We start from the raw sequence: 26604 nt of genomic DNA, 5'->3' as shown, positions 1-26604 counted from the left end.
TCTGATGACGCCTATCCTGAATGCTTATTTTGCTCGTCTGAACTGGTCAGGGCGTGCCGAAGTCAATATTGAGACGCTTCGGGCGCTACATTTGCAGCATAACTGTACTATCCCGTTTGAAAATCTCGACGTGCTGTTACCGCGAGAAATGCATCTTGATGACAGGTCGCTGGAAGAGAAACTGATTACCGCACGTCGCGGCGGCTATTGCTTTGAGCAAAATGGCGTATTTGAGCGCGTACTGCGCGAACTGGGGTTTACCGTGCGTAGTTTGCTGGGACGCGTGGTGCTGGCTAATCCGCCGAGCCTGCCACCGCGAACTCACCGTCTGCTGCTGGTTGAACTGGATGGCGAATCGTGGATCGCCGATGTGGGATTTGGTGGTCAGACGCTTACTGCCCCCATTCGTCTGCAAGCGGACATTATCCAGAAGACGCCACATGGAGAATACCGTTTGCAGCAGGAGGGGGACGACTGGATCCTGCAGTTTTGTCATCACGATCGCTGGCAATCGATGTACCGTTTTGATCGGGTGGTGCAGCAGCAAAGTGATTATGTGATGGGCAACTTTTGGTCTGCGCACTGGCCGCAATCACATTTTCGTCATCATCTGCTGATGTGCCGTCATTTGCCGGACGGGGGAAAATTGACCCTCACTAACTTCCATTTCACGCATTACGAAGGTGACAGAGTGGCAGAACAGCGCAATTTACCGGATGTCGCCTCATTGTACGCGCTACTACAGGAACGTTTTGGTCTGGGAGTGACAGACGCGAAGCATGGTTTTACGGAAACTGAGCTTGCCAGGGTGATGGCGGCGTTTGATACGCATCCCGAAGCGGGAAAATAATGAAAACCCGGTAGGCGCAGGCGCTTACCGGGCATAATTTTAAAAATCTATCGCCCATTCAGCGTGAAACAGAATCACCGCGTTACCCGTGATGGTGACTTTTTCCGGCTGGTTATTCTGAATCGTCACGTTAATTTCAACGGTGCCATCGCGACCCAATGCCCGTCCCTGATGTCCTTTTACCTGCAGCGATTTCCCGTCGTGTTCCAGTAAACCGTGATGCACCAGCCAGGCACCCATCGGGCCATTGGCATTGCCGGTCACCGGATCTTCAACAATACCAATTGCCGGTGAGAACATGCGCCCGTCAGTCTCATTTTTGCCCGGACGGATCTGGAATGGGAAAAAGCCATTGCAGCCAATTTGCTGACTGATGGTACAAAGCGCAGAAAGATCGGGCGCGAGGGCATCGATATCGACTTCAGGCTTAAGCGGAATCATCACTTTAGAATGGCCTGTCGACGCCACCTGAATCGGCAAGCCCGGCAGCATATCGCTTTCATTCAGGTGCAGCGCACGAAGAATAGCCGCGCGGATGTCACCTTCAATCGGCGCTTCAAAGGTTGGCGTGCCTTGTTCCAGCGAAATACGGTAATCACCGTCATCATGACGGATCGCCACCCGGTGTCGACCCGCCAGCGAGGTTTGCCAGACTGTGGTGTTGCCCAGTCCCAGCACCGTGGCGCGGACATAATGCGCCGCAACGGTGGCGTGCCCGCAAATCGGCACTTCTACGGTTGGCGTAAAGTAGCGAATGCGGACATCGCTGTCATCGCTTCGCAGCAGGAATGCGGTTTCGGAGTGGCGTAGTTCGCGGGCAATCAGTTGCATCTGTGTTTCGCTGAGGCCATCAGCATTCAGGACGACACCTGCGGAATTGCCGCGAAAGGGGGTTCTGGTGAAAGCATAAACGTGGTAAACCTGTGGTTTCATTAGCGTTCTCCCTGAGTGAGGGAAGCATCATAACGTGGAAAAGGCCGGATAGCGATGCATCTGTCAATCCGGCGTGTGAAAGAATAAAACCCGGCAGGCATTTACATGAGCCGGGTGTTTTATTATCAGAAGGAGGCTTTAATCCCCACCATTGCAGAGGTATCGCTGTAGCCGTTGTTACCAACTTGCTGTGCGACGTTGCCCCACAGGGCGACATTCTTCGTCAACTGACCTTCAACACCGGCTTTCAGTTCGCCAATATTGCGGGCGCCTTTCAGATTCACCTTTTCACCGTTCATTGCGACGCCAAAGTCTTTGCTGTTGTGGATCCAGTTGGCTTCGACAAACGGCTGGAAGGTGTGGTCTTTGCCGTCGTCCAGTGTGTTGTGGCCCTTGCCGAACAGACGGACGCCGACGCGGGTCTGGAGGTTGCCATCGCCGTTACCTTCAACGCGGGTACCGTTAACTTCTTTGTGCTCATCTGCCTTCACGCCCATCCAGGTGACCTGGGCTTTTGGCTGGATATACAGCGTGTTACGCTCGCTGAGTTCGGCCAGTTTCCAGGTGTAGCCTGTTTCGACAGAGGCGGTGAAGCCCTTAGAATCATACTCTTCAGATTCGACATCACGACCAGAAACGGTGTTATCAAACCAGCTGTACTGCGCCCAGCTATCGACATACGCGCCTTCGTGCGTCGCGTTGTCCTGCAGCCAGGTGCCGTACAAACCAACGCTGTAACCACTGATGCGGCTGTCGGCCCGGTTACCGTTACGCTGGTTTTCGGCGCGCGCTTTCTGGTTCGCATAACCGGCCATCAGACCCAGATGGTAGCGGTCAGTGTTGTCCGAAGACCACTGCGCAATGTCGCCGCCCAGTTGCATGACATAACGGTTGGCCTGCATATCCAGTTGACTACTGCTGTCTTTCTGACGGGTATGACCGCCCACGTTACGCAGCCACATACTGGTGACGGCTTCTTCGCCGGTCAGCGCGTCCACGTAATGCGTTTCGCCCAGACGATCCTGCAAACGGGTATTGAACAGCGTGTTCGCCGCCTGCAGGTTCATGCCATACAGACCGGCTTCCGGACGCACCGCGTGTTCGCGCGGCGTCGGAGTTGGCGGCTGCGGATCGGTAGGATTCAGAGGATCCAGCGGAGTAACCGGAGACAGGGCGCTGCTCAGATACCAGTTTTTATTATTCTCGCCTTCACCGCGATGCAGGGTGTAGTCATACGCACCGGCCACGATACGGCCATTTTGTGTAAACACACCGTCAGAATTGCCGCCAACGCTAATCAGTTCGATGCCCGACGTCGTCAGACCGCCCGCGCCCCCGGCGTTCAGTACTTTAACGTTCGTGGTGCCGGAGGTGTTGCCCGCAACGATCATCCGGTCAGTCGGTGAGCTGTCATCGCCCAGTTGGGTGTTCATCACGAGATTACCGTTAGTGCCTGTGTAATCACCGTCCACTGTCAGGGTTTTGAAGCTCGCGGTATCACGCGTCAGCATACGACGCTTTGTGGCGGCTGGAATAAAGGTCAGCGTGGAGTCATTCAGCGTCAGGTTGGTGAGCTGAGAACTTTTGGTCATGTTCCAGGCCGAGCCATCGGCCAGCGACAGGTTATTCACTGCATTACCGCGGGTGACCATCCCGCCGACGAAACGCGACTGGTTAATCGCATCCACATCAACCACGGCGGAATCCAGGGCTTCAATCGTCCCGACAACGTCGATTTTCTGCGGGTTAATCGTCACACGGGAGTCGGCGTTTTCCGCCAGAATGGCAGTGGCATCCGGGTCGTTGTAGTTAACCCCCAGTTGCACTTCACCGTTTAGCGTGATCTCGCCGCCTTTATTCGCCTGAACGTATTTCCAGCTCCCACTGCGGGTGGTATCGATAACATCAATGTTCAGACGACCATTAATGTCGATTTTACCCGCCGTGAGCGCATCTTCTTTACTGGCCATAATACCGGAACCGGTCGTCTGTTGATGCCCTTGAGTATCCAGGGTAATGGTCAGGTTACTACCGGTATATTGCGAGGAGCCCATTGAATCGACGCCTTCAAGAACCGTCTGATCCGCGCCTGATTTTAACAATACTGACGTCGTTCCATGAGTGGTGATGTACGAATCCAAATCGATGTCATCAATACCATCAGATAGCCAGATACCTGTAGCAACCGCCCCAACGCGATTGGCAGTGATATCGACCGCGGTATCCCCAAAGGCTTCAATATAACCCGCGTTAGCATTAATGCCGTCTGCAAACTCATCAGCAACGGATTTCACGGTGGCATTCTGATAACGAATAAGCGAGCGGTGAGTGGAATTTGTCGATTCTGAAACGATCCCCACGGAGTATTCCGTACTCTTGTTATTAACAATCAGGTTTTCAGCGTTGATGAGGGTTCCTTCTTTCGCATAAATGCCAAAAATGTGTCCCTTCGCTCCGGTGATGGTTGCATTCACCGTGGTGTCACCGGTCAGGGTAATCACGCCGTTATTCTTATCAGCGTAAATACCCATGATGTCCTTATTATCACGTTTGTGGCTGATGTTTATGGTTAAATCATCAGCAATAATCGCGCCTTTTTTCGCAAGATAGGCATCGCTTGATCCGCCGACATTGAGAATGCCAACCGCGAACATCGTGTGATAATCATTGTCCAGCGCCAGGTCAGGGCGTCCTTCAACCGTACCCGGAATGTAATCCCCGACAAGCTGATTAATGGTAGAACCTGACCCCAAATTGATTGTGCCGCTATTGGCAACAAAGACAGCGCCAGAGGCAAGTGAAAAATCGCCATCTTCAAACTCGCCCATGCCGCTAACAATCGGTGTTCCAGCCGGAGCCGTTACCGTAATCGCGCCATTGTTTTCCACGAAGAGGGTATTGTCTTCCCCTGCGACGCTGATAATTTTATAGCTGCCACCTGCAACCAGGGCACCACTGCCGGTGATAATGCCATCATCTTCATCATAAATTTTTGCATTTACGTTATTTGTCATTAACAGGCTGCCGATCAACAGCGCCATAGTGGTTAATTTAAATTCTTTCATATCCCTATTCGCTTTTTTTAATAGACAAATACAGCACGGAATAAATTATATTTCTCAACGCTGCGTTTTGGTTTCCAGACAGAGCGAAAGCAATTTGAGTCAGACGATATCTGCCGAATTCCTTCCAGTAATTCATTCGTGCAACAGTGATTTATTTTTCATGTTGCTGAATGGATCACAAATGAATTGATCTTACGTAACTAAAGAAATCAGTTAAGTGTGAAGTGAAATAATGGATTACAGATGAAATGACGTTAATTTCGCAACAGGTATTGCATATAATAAAAGAGAGGGGTTGATGTCATCTTTATGATTTTTAAAGAGATAACATGTCTTAAATCCGACTTAAGATTTATTAAGATGTTTCATGGCGTAATTTAAACTCATCAGTATCATGACAGACAAATAAACCGCACGGGTAGGAATATTTCCTACCCGTGAATTTTTAAAAATCTATTACCCGCTGTGCGTGAAACAAGTTCGCCGCATTGACGAATATAGTCACTTTAAGCAGTTGGTTACCTTGAATGACTACTTCAATATCGACAATACCCTCGCGGACTAATACTCGCTCCTGATGTCTTTTCACCAGCAGCATTCTCCCTGAGGTGAAGAAGCGTCATAACGTGCAGCGTGTCGGATGGCATTACCATCCGACACCGAAATGCCTAACGACGGGAACGAACGATCTGGTAGCGTCGGGTAAAGTACTCAAACGGTGCGCTCCAGACATGAACCAGACGGGTGAACGGGAAGAGCAGGAAGATAGTCATTCCCAGCACCAGATGCACGCGGAAGATAAACGCCACGCCGTCGAGGTGGGCAGAAGCTCCGCCACGGAAGGTGACAACCGACTGCGCCCATTCCACCAGTTTCAGCATTTCACTGCCGTCCGGGTACTGGGCGGAGAACGGTATTGTGCTTAAGCCCAGAATGCACTGAATCAGCAGAATGCAGAGGATCAGGATATCTGCCGTGGACGAGGTGGCCCGGACGCGAGAGTTGGTCAGACGACGCACCAGCAAGCCCGCGCCGCCAACCAGCGTCAGTACGCCGCAGATCCCGCCGGCAATCATCGCCATCTGTTGTTTCACCGCAACAGGCAGGAACCAGGCGTACATCCAGTGTGGGGTTAACATGCCGAACAGGTGACCAAAGAAGATCCCCAGAATACCGATGTGGAACAGATTCGACCACAGGACCATCCCGCGCTTGTCCAGCATCTGACTGGAAGACGCCCGCCAGGTGTACTGGCCGTAGTCATAGCGCAGCCAACTGCCAAGGATAAACACCGTCCCGCAGAGATAGGGGTAGATGTCGTAAAAAAAGACGTTCAGGAACTGTATCATTTCGGGCCTCCCGCGCTGACGTCGACGTACTGTGGCGCCACGTCCTGGCTAAAGCGTCGTTGATATTGCTGTAACGGCGAACTGTCACAGGCCGTGGCGTTATCTTCGATAAATTTCACCTGTTCCTCTTCCCAGACGGCATCCAGCGCCTGGCGGGTATCATCACGGTCCTCGGCGTTCACCTGTTTCGTGACACTGTCACTTGATAGCGGGCTGCCCGCCAGAAAAAGCAGGGCATCGAACAGTTGATACCACGGCGTGTCGCGCTGCTTTAAGCGCCCGCCCAGCAGGGCCAGAATTGGTGCGACGTTCTGCAAACCTTCTCGTGCTTCCGCTTCCGGCAGTACGCTCAGGTATTCCAGATACAGTGGCAGATGGTCCGGCAGCTCGCGACAATCAAGCTGTAGCCCGACTTTCTCGTACTGCGCCAGCAAATCGACCATCGCCTGACCGCGATCGCGCGATTCCGCATGCACATGCTCGAACAACAGCAGCGAGGTGGCGCGCCCTCGATCAAACACTTCGCACCATTCGGCCTGTTTATCAAGCAGCGGCGCGCTGAGCAGGGTTTCGGTGAAGTCGGTGAGCATCGGCGCATCGTGTCGCACCAGCGCCAGCGCATCGTCCTTACACTCCCACAGTTGCTCATCCGGATACTCCATCAGCAGGCCAATCACCTTGAGGATTTGCATCATTCCCCCTCCGCTTTGTCACGTACTTCGGTGATGTTGATCGCGTCAATACGGCTACTGTTGAACAGATTAAATTTGGTATCGGAGCCGTGGCATCCATCACCGAAAGAGAAGCCGCAACCGTTGCGCTCAGGGAAGGCATCACGCGCCATTTCACGGTGGCTGGTCGGGATGACAAAACGGTCTTCGTAATTGGCAATCGCCAGGTAGCGATACATCTCTTCAATCTGTTCCACGGTCAACCCGACTTCGTCAATCGCACGGGTATCGGTGACGCCTTCCACGGTCTGCGAGCGCATATAATGACGCATCGCCATCATGCGCTTCAGCGCCCGCAGCACCGGGCCGGTGTCGCCAGCGCTCAGCATATTGGCGAGGTACTGCACCGGAATACGCAGGCTTTCGATCGCCGGTAGTACGCCGTCGCTTTTCGGCAGTCCACCCGCATCGGCGTAAGACTGAATCGGCGACAGCGGCGGCACATACCAGACCATCGGCAGAGTGCGGTATTCCGGATGCAGCGGCAGCGCCAGCTTCCAGTCCATCGCCATTTTGTAAACTGGCGAACGCTGCGCCGCGTCGATCACGTTCTGTGGAATGCCCTGTTTAAGCGCTTCTTCTATCACCGCCGGGTCGTGCGGATTCAGAAACACGTCGCACTGACGCTCATAGAGATCGGTTTCATGCTCGGTGCTGGCCGCTTCTTCAATGCGGTCCGCATCGTAGAGCAGCACACCAAGATAACGGATGCGCCCGACGCAGGTTTCGGAACAGACCGTCGGCTGGCCCGATTCAATGCGCGGATAACAGAAAATGCATTTTTCGGATTTGCCGCTTTTCCAGTTGAAGTAGATTTTTTTGTATGGGCAGCCGCTGATACACAGACGCCAGCCGCGGCATTTATCCTGATCGATCAGCACAATGCCGTCTTCTTCACGCTTGTAGATAGCGCCGCTCGGACAAGTGGCGACACAGCTTGGGTTCAGGCAGTGTTCACACAGACGCGGCAGATACATCATGAAGGTGTTTTCGAACTGGCCGTACATCTCCTTTTGGATCTTGTCGAAGTTACGGTCTCGCGCGCGCTTTTCGAATTCGCCGCCGAGCAGCTCTTCCCAGTTCGGCCCCCAGATGATTTTGTCCATCCGCTTACCGTCAATCAACGAGCGGGGACGGGCGGTAGGTTGATGTTTGCCTTCCGGCGCGCTGTGCAAATGCTGATAGTCGTAGGTGAAGGGCTCGTAGTAATCATCGATTTGTGGAATGACCGGGTTGGCGAAGATTTTGGTGATGACGCCCATTTTGCCACCCAGACGTGGTCGGATTTTACCGTTCACGTCGCGAACCCAGCCGCCTTGCCACTCTTCCTGGTCTTCCCAGTTTTTCGGGTAGCCGATGCCGGGTTTCGTCTCAACGTTGTTAAACCACGCGTACTCCATTCCTTCACGTCCGGTCCAGACGTTTTTACAGGTGACGGAGCAGGTGTGGCAGCCAATGCATTTATCGAGGTTCAGTACCATGCCAACCTGTGAGCGTATCTTCATTTTTTCGCCTCCTGTACCTGATCCCGACCTTCATCATCCAGCCAGTCAATGTTTTTCATTTTTCTAATCATGATGAACTCGTCGCGGTTGGAGCCGACGGTACCGTAATAGTTAAAGCCGTAAGCAAGCTGCGCATAGCCACCAATCATGTGCGTCGGTTTCGGGCACACGCGGGTGACGGAGTTGTGGATCCCGCCGCGCATCCCGGTGACTTCCGAACCGGGGATATTCAGGATGCGTTCCTGGGCGTGGTACATCATCGTCATGCCGGGCGGCACGCGCTGGCTCACCACCGCACGGGCGGTGAGGGCGCCGTTGGCGTTGAAGGCTTCGATCCAGTCGTTATCCTCAATGCCGAGCTCTTTCGCATCCGTTTCACTGATCCAGACAATCGGCCCGCCGCGCGACAGCGTCAGCATTAGCAGGTTTTCGCTGTAGGTGGAGTGAATGCCCCATTTCTGATGCGGTGTCAGGAAGTTAAGCGCTTTCTCCGGGAAGCCGTTCGGTGGGATCTCCCGCATTTCGCTGACGCTGCGGGTGTCAATCGGCGGACGATAAGCCACGAGGCTTTCGCCGAATGCCCGCATCCATTGATGGTCCTGATACAGCTGTTGACGACCGGAGAGGGTACGCCACGGGATCAGTTCATGGACATTGGTATAGCCCGCGTTATAGGAGACATGCTCGCTTTCCAGTCCGGACCAGGTCGGGCTGGAGATGATTTTGCGTGGCTGTGCCTGAATATCACGAAAGCGAATCTTCTCGTCTTCTTTGTTGAGCGCCAGATGCGTATGTTCGCGACCAGTCATCGCGCCGAGCGCTTCCCATGCTTTCACGGCGACCTGACCGTTGGTTTCCGGGGCCAGAGCGAGGATCACTTCCGACGCGTCCAGCGCGGTTTCAATCAGCGGACGACCTTTCGCCGGGCCATCACGCTTGGTGTAGTTGAGCTTGCCGAGGAAATCGACCTCCGTCTGGGTGTTCCACGAAATGCCCTTGCCGCCGTTACCCAACTTGTCCATCAAGGGGCCGAGCGAGGTGAAACGCTCGTACGTCGCGGGGTAATCGCGCTCCACCACGGCAATGTTCGGCGCGGTTTTACCGGGGATTAACTCGCATTCCCCTTTACGCCAGTCCTGAATGTCGAACGGCTGCGAAAGTTCTGCCGGTGAATCGTGCTGCAACGGCTGCAACACCACGTCGGTTTCATGTCCCAGATGGCCGACACAGACCTCAGAAAAGACGCTGGCGATGCCTTTGTAGATTTCCCAGTCGCTTTTTGATTCCCACGCCGGATCCACCGCCGCAGACAGCGGATGAATAAACGGATGCATGTCCGAGGTATTCATGTCGTCTTTTTCATACCAGGTGGCAGTGGGAAGAACAATATCGGAGAACAGGCAGGTGCTGGACATGCGGAAGTCGAGCGTCACCAGCAGATCGAGCTTGCCTTCAATGGCGGGGGATTCCCATTCAACCTCTTCAGGTTTAATGCCTTCGCGGGAACCCAGCGCTTCCCCCTGAATGCCGCTCTCTGTTCCCAGTAAATATTTGAGCATGTACTCGTGGCCTTTACCGGAAGAACCAAGGAGGTTAGATCGCCAGACAAACAGGTTACGCGGATGGTTCTTGCCGCTGTCGGGTTGTTCGCAGGCAAAACGAATATCGCCGGATTTCAACGCCTGAACGGTGTATTCCACGGGAGACAAGCCGGCTTTTTCGGCGCTGGCCTTCACCGTCAGCGGGTTGAGGTTGAGCTGCGGCGCAGAAGGCAACCAGCCCATGCGCTCGGCACGCACGTTGAAATCGATCAGATGACCGGTGAATTTCGAGGCATCCGCCAGCGGTGAGAGCAGTTCCTGGGCGGTGAGTTTTTCATAGCGCCACTGACTGGCGTGATTATAGAAAAACGAAGTGCTGTTCATCTGGCGCGGCGGACGGTTCCAGTCCAGCGCAAAAGCCAGCGGTAGCCAGCCGGTTTGCGGACGCAGTTTTTCCTGGCCGACATAGTGCGCCCAGCCGCCGCCGCTCTGTCCGACACAGCCGCAGAACACGAGGATGTTGATCATTCCCCGGTAGTTCATGTCCATGTGATACCAGTGGTTGACACCGGCACCAAGGATAATCATCGAGCGTCCGTGAGTTTTATGCGCGGTATCGGCAAACTCACGGGCGATGGTTTCAATCTGGAAACGCGGCACGCCGGTGATCTGCTCCGCCCACGCCGGGGTATAGGCCTTCACCTCGGCATAATCCTTCGCACCGTACATGTCATCCAGACCGCGATCGAGGCCGTAGTTGGCCAGCACCAGATCGTAAACGCTGACCACCGGACAACGGCGGCCATCGGCAAGCGTCAGTTGCTTCACTGGCAACTGGCGCACCAGTACCGGTTCCTGCTTCACGCTGCGAAAATGCGGGTTTTCGTTGCCGCCAAAATAGGGGAATGCGACGCCCAATACCTCATCATGCTGACCAAGCAATGACAGCGACAGCTCGGTTTCCGTACCCGCCGCCAGCGACTCAAGGTTCCATTTACCTTTTTCGCCCCAGCGGAAACCAATCGAGCCGTTAGGCACTACCAGTTCACCGGTGGTGTTGCAGGCGACCGTTTTCCACTCCGGGTTATTACTTTCGCCCAGACCGTCGACCAGATCCGAGGCGCGCATCATTCGTCCTGGCACGTAGCTGCCGTCTTCACGGGCGTCCAGTAATACCAGCATCGGCATATCGGTATAGCGACGGCAGTAGTTAAGGAAGTAGTCGCTGGGATTGTCGAGGTGGAACTCTTTTAAGATCACGTGGCCCATTGCCATCGCCAGCGCGCTGTCGGTACCTTGTTTTGGTGCCAGCCACTGATCGCTGAGTTTGGCGACTTCGGAGAAGTCAGGGGTAATGGCGACCGTTTTCGTCCCTTTGTAACGGACTTCGGTAAAGAAGTGTGCATCCGGAGTACGCGTTTGCGGTACGTTGGAGCCCCAGGCGATGATATAGCTGGAGTTGTACCAGTCGGCCGATTCCGGCACGTCAGTCTGCTCGCCCCAGGTCATCGGTGACGCGGGCGGTAAGTCGCAGTACCAGTCGTAAAAACTCAGGCAGGTACCGCCGAGCAGGGAAAGGTAACGGGTCCCGGCGGCGTAGGAGACCATCGACATTGCCGGGATCGGCGAGAAACCGGCGACGCGGTCCGGTCCATAGGTTTTCACCGTCCAGACGTTGGCGGCGGCAATCAACTGGTTAAGCTCTTTCCAGCTAGAGCGGATGAATCCACCGCGTCCGCGTACCTGCTTGTAGCTCTGGCTCTTTAGCGGGTCGTTCATGATTGACTCCCACGCCAGCACCGGATCGGCATGGGTGGACAGCGCGTCACGCCACAGTTCGATCAGACGCTTACGCACCAGCGGGTATTTCAGGCGGTTGGCGCTGTACAGATACCAGGAGTAGCTGGCACCACGCGGGCAGCCGCGCGGTTCATGGTTAGGCAGATCCGGACGCGTCCGGGGATAGTCGGTCTGCTGGGTTTCCCAGGTCACCAGACCATTTTTGACGTAGATTTTCCAGCTACAGGAGCCGGTACAGTTCACCCCGTGGGTGGAACGGACAATCTTGTCAAACTGCCAGCGCTGACGATAGCTGTCTTCCCAGTCCCGGTTGGTATGCATCACCTGGCCGTGACCGTCAGCAAAGGTGTCACCCTTTTGTTTAAAGTAACGGAAGCGATCCAACAGTTTACTCATGACATTTCTCCTGCTCCATAGGGTCTTGTAGGCCGGATAAGTCCTGGAGACCTGATAAGACGCCGCGGCGTCGCTATCAGGCGTAAAATTCTTGCCGGATAGGCGCAAGCGCCTTATCCGACCTACAAAACATCGGTGAATATGTTGTTATTTTTGCTTCGGTTTACGGCGGCCATAGACCAGCCAGGTCACCAGCACGCAGACGATGTAAAACACCAGAAAGATTTTCATGGCACCGACGGGAGAACCGGTCATCGCCAGCGAACTGCCGAAGGCCTTAGGAATGAAGAAGCCGCCGACGGCGCCAATCGCGGAAATAAAGCCCAGCGCGGCGGCGGTGTCGGTCACCGCTTCACGCTGTGCCTGTTCGTCACTGCCACCACGCAGTTTCACCCTGTAGATGGTGAGCTGGCGGAAGATGACGGCGATCATCTGGAAGGTAGAGCCGCTGCCCAGACCGGCGGTCAGGAACAGCCCCATAAAGACCAGATAGAAGGCAATAAAGCTGCCGGAACCGGAGCCGGGAAGCGTCAGGAAGAGCAGGGCCGAGAACAGCGCCATAAAGATGAAGTTAATCAGCGTCACCCGGACGCCGCCGAACTTATCAGAGATGACACCACCTGCAGAACGCGCCAGCGCGCCGATAAACGGGCCAAAAAACGCCAGATTGAGGATGTTCACGTCAGGGAACTGCGTCTTCGCCAGCATGGCAAAACCCGCGGAAAAGCCGATGAACGATCCGAATGTGGCCAGATAGAGCAGGCTCAACAGCCAGAGGTGAAAGCGCTTGAGCACCGGTAACTGAGAAGCAATAGAGGCTTTGGAACTGGCAATATCATTGGTGCCAACCCAGGCGGCAATCGTGGCAATCGCCAGCAGCGGTACCCAGATCCAGGCCGCGTTTGCCAGCGACAACAGTGACCCATCGGCCTGGGGGACGCCCTGAACGCCGAGGAAGGTGAAGATCGGCAGAAAGATCACCAGCGGCGCGACGAGTTGCATCACGCTGACGCCGAGATTACCCAGTCCACCGTTCACTCCCAGCGCGCTGCCTTGTTTCGATTTTGGGAAAAAGAAGCTGATGTTGCCCATGCTGGAAGCAAAATTTGCGCCAGCAAAACCGCATAGCAGCGCGATAATGATAAATACCTCGAAAGGGGTGGTGGTATTTTGCACCGCAAAGCCGAGCCAGACGCAAGGAATAATCAGGATTGCGGTACTAAACACCGTCCAACGGCGTCCGCCAAACATAGGCACCATAAAGGAGTAGGGAACACGTAATATTGCACCAGAAAGAGAAGGTAATGCGGTCAATAAAAAGAGTTGATCGGTGGTGAAATTAAAACCAATTTTATTAAGATTGACGGCAACGGCACTAAATAACATCCAGACGCAGAAGGCGAGTAAAAGGCAAGCAACTGAGATACAAAGGTTTCTTCGCGCTATGTGCTTTCCTTTATTTTCCCAAAATGCAGGATTTTCCGGCTTCCAGTCACTCAAAAGATAACGATTATTTTTCTCATTTTGTCGTGCCATATTACCCCTCACATGCACAGATCGTTCATAAAAAAATAAGAAATAGTCTGCGTAAAAGGGCGCTATACGCCCTTTTTAGAATTTATTAATGCTTTTAGGAATATTGATGAAAGGATAGATAAAAATGCGCAACCACGCGGAGCGAAGGGGGAATAACAGGTTGCTTAAGTGTTACCAAATGTAAATAAAAAGTATAAGTGATTAACATTCATTCGTTCAGGAAAAAAGCTCCAGCTCAATCATGCGATCAAGATGGCGATCAAACGCCGGATCGGCCATCTCCTGAATGCCGAGAACGTACATGCCATCAAGGCCACAGACCAGCGCAATCAGGCGCCAGGCGATGTCGGCAGGGGCGGAGGCGAGGGTGAACTCTCCGGCGGCGAGTCCGCTTTCGATAATTGCGACCGTTTCCTCGTGCCACATGCGCATGGTGAGGAGATAAGCGCTTTTGATTTCCGGGTCTTTATCCGCAAGGATCTGCGCTTCGCGCCAGAGCTTAATGTAGGGCTCGAATCCGCGATCATCACTGCCCAGCGCGGCGTGCAGACGCGTGCGCCAGGTGGCATCTTCCGCGACCAGTTCCGCATCCAGCAAGGTGCGAATCAGACGAACAAAAGCCTGTGATTTCAGTTCGCCAGCGGAGGTGAAATGGTGGTGGACTTGCCCGGTGGCCACTTTTGCTTCTGTGGCTATCCGTCGGACGGTCATGGCCGAAAAACCGTCTTCGAGCGCCACGCGCATGGCGGCCTGCAATATCACTTCGCGACGCTCATCTTTGTTCAGATAGCTCATATCCCCTCCATTCTTTGCGGAGAGGCAGTGTATCAACAAGCTGGACAACCGTTCAATTGTTACACGCTACAACTGAAGCGAGAGTTCCATCGCGGAACGACGCAGGGGGGCCAGCGCTTTTTCCTTCAACGCGACGGCGCTCATTGATGACGCCGGCACCCCGACATTGAGGGCCGCCACCACGTTGCCACTGCGGGAAAGCAGCGGAACGGCCAGGGAACAGAGTCCAACTTCGATCTGTCGGTCAGCCAACGCGTAGCCCTGGATACGTACCCGGGCGATCTCTTCCCGCAGCGCCGTCAGGTCGCAAATCGTATGCGGGGTATAGCGGAGGAGCTGAGCGCGTGACAATGTCACCTCTAACTGTTCTTCGGGAAGCGCGCTAAGCAGCACGCGACCCATCGACGTGGCCCATGCGGGCAGACGGCTACCGCGTCCAATGTCGACGCTGAGCAGGTTATTCACCGCCGCGCGGGCGATATACAGTACGTTATCGCCATCAAGCGTGGCAGCAGAACAGGATTCGCCGAGTGATTTACCCAGATTATCCAGCGCGGCCTGCGCCACTTTTGCCAGCGGCGTACCGGCGAGATAGGCGTGACCCACGGCCAGTACGCGTGGCAGCAGTTCATAACTGCGGCCGTCGGGACTGTGCACCATGCCCAGTGCCGCCAGGGTATAGAGACAGCGACGCACAGCCGCACGGGAAATCTGCGTTTTCTGGCTGAGTTGTGAAATCGTCAGGCGCTGACGTTGAGGAGTAAACGCATTCAGGACTTCCAGACCCCGCGCCAGGGACAGCATAAAATTAGGGTCAGACTTAGCCGGCGGGCTATTGATAACTATCTGATTTTTATCGCTCATTGAGTCCTTCTCCTGTGCAACGCAAATCTTAAACCGCATCAACTATACCGCGCGAATGAACGCGAGCCCGGGAATATCCCCATTTTCCCACCGGGATCACACTATTAACCTCAACGTAACAATCACGCCGATAATCGCACAACATTTCGATTATCGCCGTTGACCACCTCCATAGCACACACCTATTGTCAAAAGCATCGTCACCGTGGGTTATCACCGGTGGCACGAAAAGTAATGATATTTATGCTCAGGAAGAAACAATGACTGCGACCGTTGAACATATTGAAAGCTGGGTGGTTGATGTCCCGACGATTCGGCCTCACAAACTTTCTATGACCACGATGGGGTGCCAGACGCTGGTGATTGTCCGGATCACACGTTCAGACGGGATCTGCGGCATTGGCGAAGCCACTACTATTGGTGGTCTGAGCTATGGGGTGGAAAGTCCGGAGGCGATTCAGTCCGCGATTACGCACTATTTCACACCTCTGTTGAAAGGCCAGCCTGCCGGGAATCTGAATGCGCTGACGTCGCGTATTCGCAGTGCAATCAAAGGCAACACCTTTGCCAAATCGGCTATTGAAACCGCGCTGCTGGATGCCCAGGGAAAAGCGTTAGGACTGCCGGTTTCCGCACTGCTGGGCGGCGCGCTGAATACCGTCCTGCCGGTCTTATGGACGCTCGCCAGCGGCAACACGGACAACGATATTGCCGAGGGACAGCGGCTGCTGGATGCCGGGCGGCATCGGGCATTTAAGCTGAAGATCGGCGCCCGGGAGCTGGAAACCGACCTGCGTCATACCCGTGCCATTGTGGAAGCGCTGGGGGATCGCGCCAGCATCCGTGTTGACGTCAACCAGGCGTGGGATGCCACTTCAGCGGCAAAAGGATGTCGGGAACTGGCGGCCATGGGCGTTGACCTGATTGAGCAACCGGTGAGCGCCGAAGACAACAATGCGCTGGTTCGCCTGAGTCATCGCAGTGACGCGGCAATCCTGGCGGATGAATCCGTTGCCAGCCATTTCGACGGTTATCGTCTGGCGCAGCAGGGGTTCAGCGGCGCCTATGCGCTGAAGATTGCCAAAGCCGGTGGACCGGCCAGCGTGCTGAAACTGGCGCACGTTGCACAGGCGGCAGGAATCGGACTGTACGGCGGCACGATGCTCGAAGGTACCGTGGGTACGGTGGCATCACTGCATGCATGGTCAACTCTGCCGTTGCAGTGGGGCACAGAGATGTTTGGCCCGCTGCTGTTAAAAGATGACATCGTCAGCTTTCCGCTCTCCTTCGCCGATGGTTGTGTCACGCTGCCGCAAGCACCGGGACTGGGAGTCGAACTGGATGAGGAAAAACTGCAGTTTTATGCCCGCAAGCGTCGGGAATAACAGGAGAGACAAATGTTATTTAAAGTGGATATGACCGTGAAGATTCCTTACGGAATGCCGGCGAATGAAATTGAAGAGATTAAATCACGGGAAAAAGCCTATTCCCAACAGTTACAACGAGACGGTAAATGGCGACATATCTGGCGCGTTGCAGGGCAGTACGCCAATGTCAGTATCTTTGATGTCGATGATCCCGAAGAATTACACCGGATATTAATGGCACTGCCGTTATATCCATTTATGGATATTCGCATCGAAGCGCTGTGCCGCCATCCATCGTCTATTCAGAATAACGACCGATAATATCAGTACCGCATGCCGGAAATGATCCGGCATAACCCTACAGACAATAATAAGCGAGACGCATTATGAGCCATTCTTTTATCCAACAAGATGACGTACAGAAATTATTGCGTGAAGGTGCCGGATTAAATGGGCCGGAAGGGAATGAACGTTTTAAATCGATTATTCATCGCCTGCTCGGTGATATTTGTACCCTTATTGATGATTATAATGTCACGCAGGAAGAATTCTGGCATGCGGTGAATTATCTGCATGAACTGGGCGGACGTCAGGAAGCGGCCCTGCTTGCTGCCGGTCTGGGTCTGGAACACTTCCTCGATCTGCGCCAGGAAGCGATCGAATCCCGCCAGTCATCAGAGACCGGTACCCCGCGTACCATCGAAGGGCCATTGTATGTGGCTAACGCACCGCTGGCTGATGGCTATGCCCGGATGGATGACGGCAAAGATGCTGGCGAAGTGATGTGGTTGCACGGTCAGGTCAAGGACGTACACGGACAACCGGTGGCCGGGACGATTGTCGATATCTGGCATGCCAACACGCTGGGCAATTACTCTTTCTTCGATCAGAGCCAGAGCGACTACAACCTGCGCCGTCGCATTCGTACCGACGCTGAAGGGCGCTACAGCGTGCGCAGTATTCTGCCTTCGGGTTACGGTTGTCCGCCGGACGGCCCGACGCAGAAATTGCTCAATCAACTGGGCCGCCACGGCAACCGCCCGGCGCACATCCACTTCTTTGTCTCTGCGCCGGGCTTTAAGCACCTGACCAGTCAGATCAACCTGAACGGTGACCAGTATCTGTGGGATGATTTCGCCTTCGCTACCCGTGATGGTCTGATTGCCGACCCGGTGAAAATCAGCGATCCGGCGTTGATTCAGCAACGCGACCTTGCCGGTGAACATACAGAAGTCTGTTTCGACTTTACGCTGTGCGCGGCGCAACGTGCTGAAGAAGAACAACGAGTTACCCGACTGCGCGCTCAGGAATAATACGCGACGCCTGTCTGACCCATACCGTTTTATACCCTACATAATTTGAGCGCAGCCAACGCAACTGCCACTTAAAGTATGACGGGTATATACATCCTGAATTATGCAGGAGGGATACACTCATGCAAAAAACGCTCTCGGCATTAAAAGATAAAATCACGCAGGCTCTGATTGTGGATCGTGATAATCATATTTATCGCTGCCATCGTTCGATATTTACCGATGAGCAGTTATTTAATCTGGAACTCAAACATATCTTCGAAGGGAACTGGGTATTTCTGGCGCATGAAAGTCAGATCCCGGAACCCGGTGATTATTTTACGCTGACCCTGGGACGTCAACCGGTCATTATTACCCGCGATAAAAAGAACGAACTGCATGCGCTTATTAATAGCTGTGCGCATCGTGGCGCGATGTTATGTCGACGAAAGACGGGAAATAAAAACTCTTTTACCTGTCCGTTTCACGGCTGGACCTTCAGTAATAACGGCAAACTGTTGAAGGCGAAAGATGAAAGTACCGGTGGTTATCCGGAGACATTCAGGCATGACGGGTCGCACGATCTGAAATCGCTTCCGCGCTTTGCCTCGTATCGCGGATTTCTGTTCGGTAGTCTGAGTGAAGATGTGCTGCCGCTGGAAACCTACCTCGGCGAGACCAGCAAAATTATCGATCTGATGGTCGATCAGGCTCCCGAGGGGCTGGAAGTCCTGAAAGGGTCGTCCAGTTATATCTATGAAGGCAACTGGAAACTGGGGGCGGAAAACGGGGCTGACGGCTATCACGTCAGCGTGGTGCACTGGAATTATGCCTCAACCATGTCGCGCCGTAATTACGAAGCGGAAGGCACGCGGGCGGTGGATGCCAACGGCTGGTCTAAGAGTCTCGGCGGTGGGTACGGGTTTGAACACGGTCATATGCTGCTGTGGACGCGGGCGATGAACCCTGAAGTCCGCCCGGTTTACGATCATCGTGAGCGGTTAAAGGCGGAATTTGGTGAAAATCGCGCCGACCAGATGGTCAATGAGACACGGAATTTGTGTCTCTATCCCAACGTGTACCTGATGGATCAGTTTTCCACGCAGATCCGCGTGATTCGCCCCATCGCGGTCGATAAAACCGAAGTGACGATCTGGTGCTTTGCGCCTAAAGGCGAATCTGACCAGGCTCGCGCGCTACGCATTCGCCAGTATGAGGATTTCTTTAACGTCAGCGGGATGGGAACCCCCGACGATCTGGAAGAGTTCAGCGCCTGCCAGCGCGGCTATCTGGGAGAAAATCTGGCGTGGAGCGATCTCAGTCGCGGCGCGCTGCACTGGGTGCATGGCCCCGATGAACATGCACAACAGGCAGGATTCAGACCGCTGTTGAGTGGTGTGAAGTCCGAAGATGAGGCGCTCTACATCGCTCATCATCATCACTGGCAAAACGTGATGCTCGCGGCGGTGGAAAAAGAACAGCAGCAATATGAACAGTCGATTACGCAACGCGTGGAGGTGGGCGGATGTTAACGCTTGAACAGGTTCGCCAGTTTCTCTACTACGAAGCGCGGTTGCTGGACGATCGCCAGTGGGACGCGTGGCTCAACTGCTATAGCCCGAAGGTAGTCTTCTGGATGCCCGCCTGGGGCGATGATGATAAAACCACCCGCGACCCACAGCGGGAGATTTCGCTTATCTATTATCCCAATCGGGACGGACTGGAAGACAGGGTGTACCGCATCAAAACCGAACGTTCCGGCGCCAGCACCCCGGAGCCGCGTACCACGCATATGATCAGCAACATCGAACTGTTGGGCGAGAAAGAAGGCGGCATCGAGGTGCGCTACAACTGGGTCACTTACAGCCACCGTTATCAGCATACCGATGCCTACTTCGGCACCACACACTGCACGCTGGTTGAACAGGACGGCCAGCCGCAAATCACGCGGAAAACTGTGCGACTCAATAACGACTATATCCGTCAGGTGATTGACGTTTACCATATTTAAGAGGTGCTTATGAGTTTTACAATTGCCCTCAATTTTGAGGACGGCATCACCCGTTTTATTCAATGCAACGCCGGTGAAAAGGTACTGGATGCCGCTTACCGGCAGAAGGTGAACCTGCCGATGGATTGCTCCGACGGCGTTTGCGGCACCTGTAAATGCCACTGCGCCAGCGGCGATTACGCGCTGGGAGAGGACTTTCTGGAAGAGGCGCTGAGCGAGGATGAAGCCACTGCACGACAGGTGCTGACCTGCCAGATGATCCCCGCCAGCGACTGTGTCATTGACGTGCCGGTCGCTGCGGCACAGTGTAAAACCAGTATCACGACGACGCATGCAGATGTACTGGCGATCAATGCGCTCTCTGACACGGCGATTGAACTGGTCGTACGCCCGGATACCGCGCTCCATTTTCTCTCCGGGCAGTACATCAACATTCAGGTTCCGGGGACGACGCAGCAGCGTGCCTACTCATTCAGTTCGCTGCCGGGCAGTAACGAAGGACGCTTTCTGATCCGTAATGTGCCCGGTGGGTTGATGAGTCAGTGGCTGACCCGGCGCGGACAACCCGGTGATACCGTTACGCTTAGCGGTCCGATGGGCAGTTTTTATCTGCGCCACGGCGAACGCCCGGTGCTGATGCTGGCTGGCGGTACCGGACTGGCCCCGATGCTGTCCATGCTGGAAACGCTCGCTGCGCAGGGGAGCCAGCGTCAGATCTCGTTACTGTATGGCGTGACCTATGATGTCGACCTGGTCAAAACCGACGAGCTGGACGCCTTTCAGCAGAAACTGGCTGACTTCCGCTGGTTACCGGTTGTCGCTGACGCGCAAAGTGGTTGTCCACAGCGCGGGTTTGTCACCGATCATCTTAGCGAGGCGATGCTCAATCAGGGCGATGTGGATATTTATCTTTGTGGTCCGCCGCCGATGGTCAATGCCATCACCACGGCGTTACGCGAGCGGGGCATTACGCCAGCCGGATTCTGGTACGAAAAATTTATCGCCAGCCAGAGTGCGGCGGCGTAAGGAGCCTCTATGCGATTTAACGATAAAGTTGTGGCCATTACCGGCGCGGCGCAGGGAATTGGTCGCCAGACCGCTATTCAGGCCGCGCAAGAAGGGGCGCGGCTGTTGCTTATCGATCGTTCCCGCCACGTCCATGAACTGGCGGCAACGCTGGCGTCGGGTGGGTGTCAGGTGCTGGCGCTGGAAGCGGACCTGGAACAATGGGAAAGCACCGAACAGGTTTTTGCCGCAGGCGTCGCGCATTTTGGACAACTGGACGTGCTGGTCAATAACGTCGGCGGGACTATCTGGGCCCGACCGTTTGCCGAATACCAGCCGGATCAGATTGAGAAAGAGATCCGTCGTTCGCTGTTTCCGACACTGTGGGGCTGCCGCGCAGCGCTCCCGTGGATGCTGAAACAGGGGCGCGGCAGTATTGTGAATATCTCTTCTGTTGCCACAGGCGGGGTAAACCGCGTGCCATATTCAGCCGCGAAGGGCGGCGTCAACGCGCTAACACGATCGATTGCAATGGAATACAGCGGCTGCGGTATTCGCATCAATGCGGTGGCACCCGGAGGGACCGACGCCCCGGCGCGTCTCGTTCCGCGTAATGACGAAACGCCGTCCGCCCAGGAGCAGGCGTGGTATCAGCAGGTGATTGATCAGACCATCGACAGCAGTCTGATGCACCGCTATGGCACGCTGGCGGAGCAGGCGAATGCGATCCTGTTCCTCGCCAGCGATGACGCCAGCTATATTACCGGCGTCATCTTACCGGTTGCCGGAGGCGATCTCGGCTGATGTTGTTCTGCCCGTAAGCCGACACGGGAGGTCGGCTTGCTGTTTTATTCCGCTGGATTGCCATCATTCACCGACGTCAAAATCATTCACAGATTCAATAACCCTCATCTTCGATAATCACGTAGCTGAACAAAAAGTTGGACATATGTTCAATTTTCCGTAGGATCGTGGAAGCTGGACATGTGTCCAGTTTGTATTTACAGGGAGCTTTATGTTTCGTCAGTGGTTAACGTTAGTGATTATTGTGCTGGTCTACATTCCTGTTGCGATTGATGCAACGGTGCTGCATGTTGCCGCACCCACGCTGAGTATGACGCTGGTTGCCAGTGGCAACGAGCTGTTGTGGATCATTGATATTTACTCGCTGGTGATGGCAGGGATGGTACTGCCGATGGGCGCGCTCGGCGATCGCATCGGCTTTAAGCGCCTGCTGATCCTCGGCGGGACGCTCTTCGGTCTCGCGTCACTGGCTGCCGCCTTTGCCCACACCGCCAGCTGGCTGATCGCCACTCGGGCCATTCTGGCAATTGGCGCGGCGATGATCGTACCGGCGACGCTGGCCGGGATCCGCGCCACCTTCTCGCAAGCACGCCATCGCAACATGGCGCTTGGCGTCTGGGCGGCAGTGGGGTCTGGCGGGGCGGCATTCGGCCCGCTGGTGGGCGGCATGCTGCTTGAGCACTTCTATTGGGGCTCAGTGTTCTTAATCAATGTGCCGATTGTACTTGTCGTGGTGGCGCTCACTGCGCGCTATGTTCCGCGTCAGGCCGGACGTCGCGATCAGTCGCTCAATCTGGGACATGCCATTATGCTGATTGTCGCGATTCTGCTGCTGGTTTATAGCGCGAAAACGGCGCTGAAAGGGCACATAGCTACCGGCGTTATCGCGCTGGCGCTGGTGAGCGGCGCACTGTTGCTGGCGCAGTTTGTCCGCATTCAGCTGGCGGCGAGTCGTCCCATGATTGATATGCGCCTGTTCACCCATCGTATTATCTTAAGCGGCGTGGTGATGGCGATGACAGCGATGATTACACTGGTCGGTTTTGAGCTGTTAATGGCGCAGGAATTGCAGTTTGTTCATGGCTTAACGCCGTATCAGGCTGGATTGTTTATGCTGCCAGTGATGCTGGCCAGTGGGTTTAGCGGCCCGATTGCCGGGATGCTGGTATCACGACTGGGGCTGCGGAAAGTGGCAACCGGTGGAATGGCGCTAAGCGCATTGAGTTTCTATGGCCTGGCGGCAACGGATTTCAGTACCCAGCAAATTCAGGCCTGGATGTTAATGGCGCTACTGGGATTCAGTGCCGCCAGCGCGCTGTTGGCCTCAACGGCGGCGATCATGGCGGCGGCGCCGGCCGAGAAAGCGGCAGCGGCCGGGGCGATCGAAACGATGGCCTATGAGCTGGGGGCGGGGCTGGGAATTGCTGTCTTTGGTCTGTTGCTCAGCCGCAGTTTCTCTGCGTCGATTGTGCTGCCTGATGGTCTGAACGCCGGAGAAATGGAACGTGCCTCGTCTTCAATGGGTGAAGCGGTACAACTGGCGCAGTCGCTTCCCTCGGCATTGGCGGATCCTGTTCTGCTGGCCGCGAAGCAGGCTTTTACCTGGTCGCATAGCGTGGCATTAAGCAGCGCCGGGAGCATGCTGATTTTGCTGGCAGTCGGCATGTGGTTCAGTCTGGCGAAGGCCGCACGCGAGTAACTCAGTAGGTGAACTGGCAGCGGTTGTCCAGTTCTTCCACTTCCTTGCCGCTCAGACGAGCGTACTGACCTGTAAGCCGCCAGAATGCGGGTTGCGTTTCGGTATAAATCTCAGCGGCGAGGATCAGACGACGACGATCGACCTCGTTAAATTCGAGCAACGTCCAGGGAATGAAGTAGCGCTCAGTGTCGGTCAACTTGATCCACAACGGACATCCACAGCCGGAACAAAAATACCGTTCCCCGCGTGGCGACGATGCAAAATGCGCCGGGTCGGATGCATCGGCATCCATCATCGGCTGCCCACAGGCTTCCAGATACATCGCGATCCCACCGGACCATTTCTGGCAAATCGTACAGTGACAGGCGTAGACATCGAGGGATTCGAGGTCGACGGTGAAATGGCTTTGTCCGCAGAGACAACGTCCTGTATAGGTTTGCACGGCATTCTCCTTATGACCGATTCGATTTCGGGGGAAAAAAAACCAGCCCATCGTGGGCTGGCTTTTGTACAGCTCAATTCTAAAAAATTAGAACTGATAGGTCAGGCCAACGGCAACGATGTCGTCAGTGCCTACACCAGCAGCACGAGTAAAGTTGCTTTCGTCGATCAGGTTGATTTTGTAATCAACATAAGTAGACATGTTTTTGTTGAAGTAGTAGGTTGCGCCAACATCAACGTATTCAACCAGATCCTGGTCGCCCCATGCACCCAGGTCTTTACCTTTGGATTTCAGGTAAGCCAGGGACGGACGCAGACCGAAGTCGAACTGATACTGAGCAACAACTTCAAAGTTCTGAGTTTTGTTCGCGATGTGATCATCACCGAACGGCGTCATGTTACGAGTTTCAGAGTAGGTAGTTGCCAGGTAGATGTTGTTTGCATCATATTTCAGGCCAGCAGCCCACACTTCAGCGTTGTCGCCGGAAGCATTCAGGCTGTTGTTACCGTAAGCAACCTGGTCATCAGTACGGTCAGATTTCGCATAAGCGGCGCTTGCTGCAAAACCTTCGTACTCATAGCTGGTGGACAGACCGAAGCCGTCACCGTTCGCTTTAACTTCGTCGCCACGATCGTTTTTACCCTGATACTGCAGGGCAAAGTTCCAGCCTTCAACCAGACCGAAGAAGTCGGTGTTACGGTAGGTTGCAACGCCAGTGGTACGGGCAGTCATGAAGTTGTCAGTCTGGGTCCAGGTGTCACCACCGAACTCAGGCAGAACGTCGGTCCATGCGCCAACGTCGTAAGCAACGCCATAGTTACGGCCGTAATCGAAAGAACCGAACTCAGCAAATTTCAGACCAGCAAACGCCAGACGAGTTTTGTTGCCTTTGTTGCCATTCGCTTCGTCGTTGTTGCCTTTGAATTCATATTCCCACTGGCCGAAACCGGTCAGCTGATCGTTAATCTGCGTTTCACCTTTGAAACCCAGACGTGCATAAGTTTTGTCGCCATCATCGCCGTCATTGTCGGAGAAGTAGTGCAGAGCGGTCACTTTACCGTACAGATCCAGTTTGTTGCCGTCTTTGTTATACACTTCTGCCGCATTCACGACGCCTGCTGCCAACAGGCTAGTCACTGCCACTGCAACTAATTTAAGTTTCATTGTTAACAATCCTTATAATTTTCTTGGTGTGATTCCTGAACCATTGTCGATCGAATCATTTAATCAATGGCAAGCTATTTTTAAATTACGCAGCAGTATCAATTCAATAATAAGTTTCATGTAATTGCAGATTATTTCCATTTGTGTGATCCAGATCGCCTTAAGTCAAATCTGAGTCGCAGATATTCTTAGAAATCACCTTTCATGCAATATTTTCACAGGGGACTATATACGCGGAATTGGTTATTAATTGAGTTAGTTAACAATGTGTACTATATACGGGTTAATAATTGTCAAACAATGTAACCCACTGATTTATTAGCGTCTTGTTAGCATAAATTTAACATAAAGTTAAAGAGTTAACGCTCTTACTAAAGATGAAATAAATAAATCCGATTCCATTGATTAATACAGTTATGGTTGAGTGGTCAGAAAAATCAAATAAGAATTTTCTAACAAAAGATGAATATCCTAAAAATAAACGAGTGACAATTTGTCGTGCGAAGGTGAAGTCCGGGCCAGAAAGCGTACCAACCCGGTAGAGTGTTATGCGCGGCGTGTGGCCCACCAGCAGAGCAGAGAACCGATGCAGACCATAATGGCTCCCTGCCAGAAAGAGAACGATAGCGGGGCGCTCAGCAGCACGGCTGCCAGCGCAGATGACAGCACCGGTGTGAAATACGAACCAACCGCCATGATGGTGACATTCCCGTGCAAAATTCCCACGTTCCAGGCCGCATAGGCAAAGCCCAACGTCAGGGCGGCAGAGACCAGTTTTATCACCACCGGTGTACTGAACACCATTTCAGGTTGCGGCGTCAGAAAATAGTGGACCCACAAACTGAGTGCGGTCAGTAAAACAAAAACCGTGATGCCATTAAATCCACGCGCATATTTATTGGTTACGGTACAGTAGGTCGCCCAGATAAATGCCCCAAGAAAGGCGAGAAAATAGCTCAATGGACTGCTGGTGATATTGCTGATAATTTCCCCTGGATTCAGACCATTTTCGCCCCCCAGCACCCAACAAATACCGGTTATCGCGAGCAGTAATCCAGGAACGATTATCCAGCTGGTTTTTTGACCATTAAACAAAATCGCGAATAAAATAGTCAGACTTGGCCATAAATAATTAACCATACCGACCTCAATCGCCTGATGACGTGTGGCGGCATAGCCCAACGATAACGCCAGACATATTTCATAACTGACAAACAGCACGCTACCGGCGATTAAATAACCAACAGGAAAACGACGGATAGTGGGAAATCCCACGGTAAATATCAGTAACAGTCCACTTAATGAATAAATTGCCGCCGCACCGCCGACTGGCCCAAGTCCTTCACTGACGCCGCGAATCAGACCTACCATGGTGCTCCACAGCACAATGGCTATAAGTCCAATCAGCGTTGCTTTTTGTTTCGTCATTCCGTTTGCCGTTTCCCATGCCTTATC

21 protein-coding genes are annotated in these 26604 nt (G+C 54.0%); 9 read left to right on the top strand and 12 right to left on the bottom strand.

Annotation, left to right across the window (positions count from 1 at the left end):
- Positions 1 to 4: 4 nt before the first annotated feature.
- The gene (gene nhoA, locus HVZ37_RS10945; RefSeq protein ID WP_043000671.1) at positions 5 to 850 is read left to right on the top strand and encodes an N-hydroxyarylamine O-acetyltransferase; all 846 of its coding nucleotides are present in this window, start codon (positions 5 to 7) and stop codon (positions 848 to 850) included.
- A 39-nt stretch (positions 851 to 889) separates the two neighbouring features.
- Here nhoA and HVZ37_RS10940 read toward each other — a convergent pair whose 3' ends face one another.
- The 9 genes from HVZ37_RS10940 to HVZ37_RS10900 form a co-directional block, all read right to left on the bottom strand.
- Positions 890 to 1783, bottom strand: a complete 894-nt coding sequence (locus HVZ37_RS10940; protein ID WP_181628436.1) for a PhzF family isomerase — start codon at positions 1781 to 1783, stop codon at positions 890 to 892.
- 125 nt (positions 1784 to 1908) lie between these two features.
- Entirely contained in the window at positions 1909 to 4848 is a 2940-nt protein-coding gene (locus HVZ37_RS10935; RefSeq protein ID WP_249418382.1) for an autotransporter outer membrane beta-barrel domain-containing protein, read from the bottom strand.
- 668 nt (positions 4849 to 5516) lie between these two features.
- Positions 5517 to 6197: a respiratory nitrate reductase subunit gamma gene (gene narI / locus HVZ37_RS10930; RefSeq protein WP_181628435.1), complete on the bottom strand. Its 681-nt coding sequence runs from the start codon at positions 6195 to 6197 to the stop codon at positions 5517 to 5519.
- Positions 6194 to 6889: a nitrate reductase molybdenum cofactor assembly chaperone gene (gene narW, locus HVZ37_RS10925; protein ID WP_044257968.1), complete on the bottom strand. Its 696-nt coding sequence runs from the start codon at positions 6887 to 6889 to the stop codon at positions 6194 to 6196. The genes narI and narW overlap by 4 nt, the downstream gene beginning before the upstream one ends.
- Positions 6889 to 8433, bottom strand: coding sequence for a nitrate reductase subunit beta (narH, locus tag HVZ37_RS10920; protein ID WP_043000675.1), 1545 nt, complete (start codon positions 8431 to 8433; stop codon positions 6889 to 6891). The genes narW and narH overlap by 1 nt, the downstream gene beginning before the upstream one ends.
- The gene (locus HVZ37_RS10915) at positions 8430 to 12170 is read right to left on the bottom strand and encodes a nitrate reductase subunit alpha (RefSeq protein ID WP_181628434.1); all 3741 of its coding nucleotides are present in this window, start codon (positions 12168 to 12170) and stop codon (positions 8430 to 8432) included. Before HVZ37_RS10915 ends, narH begins: the two co-directional genes overlap by 4 nt.
- A 147-nt stretch (positions 12171 to 12317) precedes the next feature.
- Positions 12318 to 13706 carry a NarK family nitrate/nitrite MFS transporter gene (locus HVZ37_RS10910; protein ID WP_181628433.1) on the bottom strand — a complete coding sequence of 463 codons (1389 nt, stop codon included), beginning with the start codon at positions 13704 to 13706 and terminating at the stop codon, positions 12318 to 12320.
- Positions 13707 to 13922: 216 nt separating this feature from the next.
- Positions 13923 to 14501, bottom strand: coding sequence for a TetR family transcriptional regulator (locus HVZ37_RS10905; protein WP_054177013.1), 579 nt, complete (start codon positions 14499 to 14501; stop codon positions 13923 to 13925).
- Positions 14502 to 14567: 66 nt separating this feature from the next.
- Entirely contained in the window at positions 14568 to 15365 is a 798-nt protein-coding gene (locus tag HVZ37_RS10900) for an IclR family transcriptional regulator C-terminal domain-containing protein (protein ID WP_043000678.1), read from the bottom strand.
- A gap of 212 nt (positions 15366 to 15577) precedes the next feature.
- Here HVZ37_RS10900 and HVZ37_RS10895 point away from each other — a divergent pair, with 212 nt between their 5' ends.
- The 8 genes from HVZ37_RS10895 to HVZ37_RS10860 all read left to right on the top strand — a co-directional run bounded on the left by HVZ37_RS10895 (position 15578) and on the right by HVZ37_RS10860 (position 23543).
- Entirely contained in the window at positions 15578 to 16750 is a 1173-nt protein-coding gene (locus HVZ37_RS10895; RefSeq protein ID WP_161215639.1) for a muconate cycloisomerase family protein, read from the top strand.
- A gap of 12 nt (positions 16751 to 16762) precedes the next feature.
- Positions 16763 to 17053 (top strand): muconolactone Delta-isomerase, encoded by a 291-nt coding sequence (gene catC, locus HVZ37_RS10890; RefSeq protein WP_043000680.1) that lies wholly within the window; start codon positions 16763 to 16765, stop codon positions 17051 to 17053.
- Positions 17054 to 17118: 65 nt separating this feature from the next.
- A complete protein-coding gene (gene catA, locus HVZ37_RS10885; RefSeq protein WP_181628431.1) occupies positions 17119 to 18045 on the top strand; it encodes a catechol 1,2-dioxygenase in 927 nt (308 codons plus the stop codon).
- Positions 18046 to 18167: 122 nt separating this feature from the next.
- On the top strand, positions 18168 to 19556 hold the full coding sequence (locus tag HVZ37_RS10880) for a Rieske 2Fe-2S domain-containing protein (RefSeq protein ID WP_181628430.1): 1389 nt from the start codon (positions 18168 to 18170) through the stop codon (positions 19554 to 19556).
- Positions 19550 to 20035, top strand: a complete 486-nt coding sequence (gene benB / locus HVZ37_RS10875) for a benzoate 1,2-dioxygenase small subunit (protein ID WP_044328245.1) — start codon at positions 19550 to 19552, stop codon at positions 20033 to 20035. Before HVZ37_RS10880 ends, benB begins: the two co-directional genes overlap by 7 nt.
- A gap of 9 nt (positions 20036 to 20044) precedes the next feature.
- On the top strand, positions 20045 to 21061 hold the full coding sequence (benC, locus tag HVZ37_RS10870; RefSeq protein WP_181628429.1) for a benzoate 1,2-dioxygenase electron transfer component BenC: 1017 nt from the start codon (positions 20045 to 20047) through the stop codon (positions 21059 to 21061).
- A 9-nt stretch (positions 21062 to 21070) separates the two neighbouring features.
- Positions 21071 to 21844: a 1,6-dihydroxycyclohexa-2,4-diene-1-carboxylate dehydrogenase gene (locus HVZ37_RS10865; RefSeq protein WP_061070113.1), complete on the top strand. Its 774-nt coding sequence runs from the start codon at positions 21071 to 21073 to the stop codon at positions 21842 to 21844.
- Positions 21845 to 22055: 211 nt separating this feature from the next.
- Complete coding sequence (locus HVZ37_RS10860; RefSeq protein ID WP_181628428.1) at positions 22056 to 23543, top strand: MFS transporter; 1488 nt, start codon at positions 22056 to 22058, stop codon at positions 23541 to 23543.
- 1 nt (position 23544) lies between these two features.
- On the opposite strand, the gene HVZ37_RS10855 is transcribed toward HVZ37_RS10860, so the two are convergent.
- The 3 genes from HVZ37_RS10855 to yddG all read right to left on the bottom strand — a co-directional run bounded on the left by HVZ37_RS10855 (position 23545) and on the right by yddG (position 26577).
- Positions 23545 to 23865, bottom strand: a complete 321-nt coding sequence (locus tag HVZ37_RS10855; RefSeq protein ID WP_229233665.1) for a GFA family protein — start codon at positions 23863 to 23865, stop codon at positions 23545 to 23547.
- 207 nt (positions 23866 to 24072) lie between these two features.
- A complete protein-coding gene (gene ompC / locus HVZ37_RS10850; RefSeq protein WP_044257932.1) occupies positions 24073 to 25149 on the bottom strand; it encodes a porin OmpC in 1077 nt (358 codons plus the stop codon).
- Positions 25150 to 25695: 546 nt separating this feature from the next.
- Positions 25696 to 26577 carry an aromatic amino acid efflux DMT transporter YddG gene (yddG, locus tag HVZ37_RS10845; protein WP_044257934.1) on the bottom strand — a complete coding sequence of 294 codons (882 nt, stop codon included), beginning with the start codon at positions 26575 to 26577 and terminating at the stop codon, positions 25696 to 25698.
- Positions 26578 to 26604 lie beyond the last annotated feature (27 nt).

The organism is Citrobacter sp. RHB35-C17 (assembly GCF_013816795.1).
Classification (GTDB): Bacteria; Pseudomonadota; Gammaproteobacteria; order Enterobacterales; family Enterobacteriaceae; genus Citrobacter_A; species Citrobacter_A amalonaticus.
This window is presented reverse-complemented; position numbering and strand designations above follow the sequence as displayed.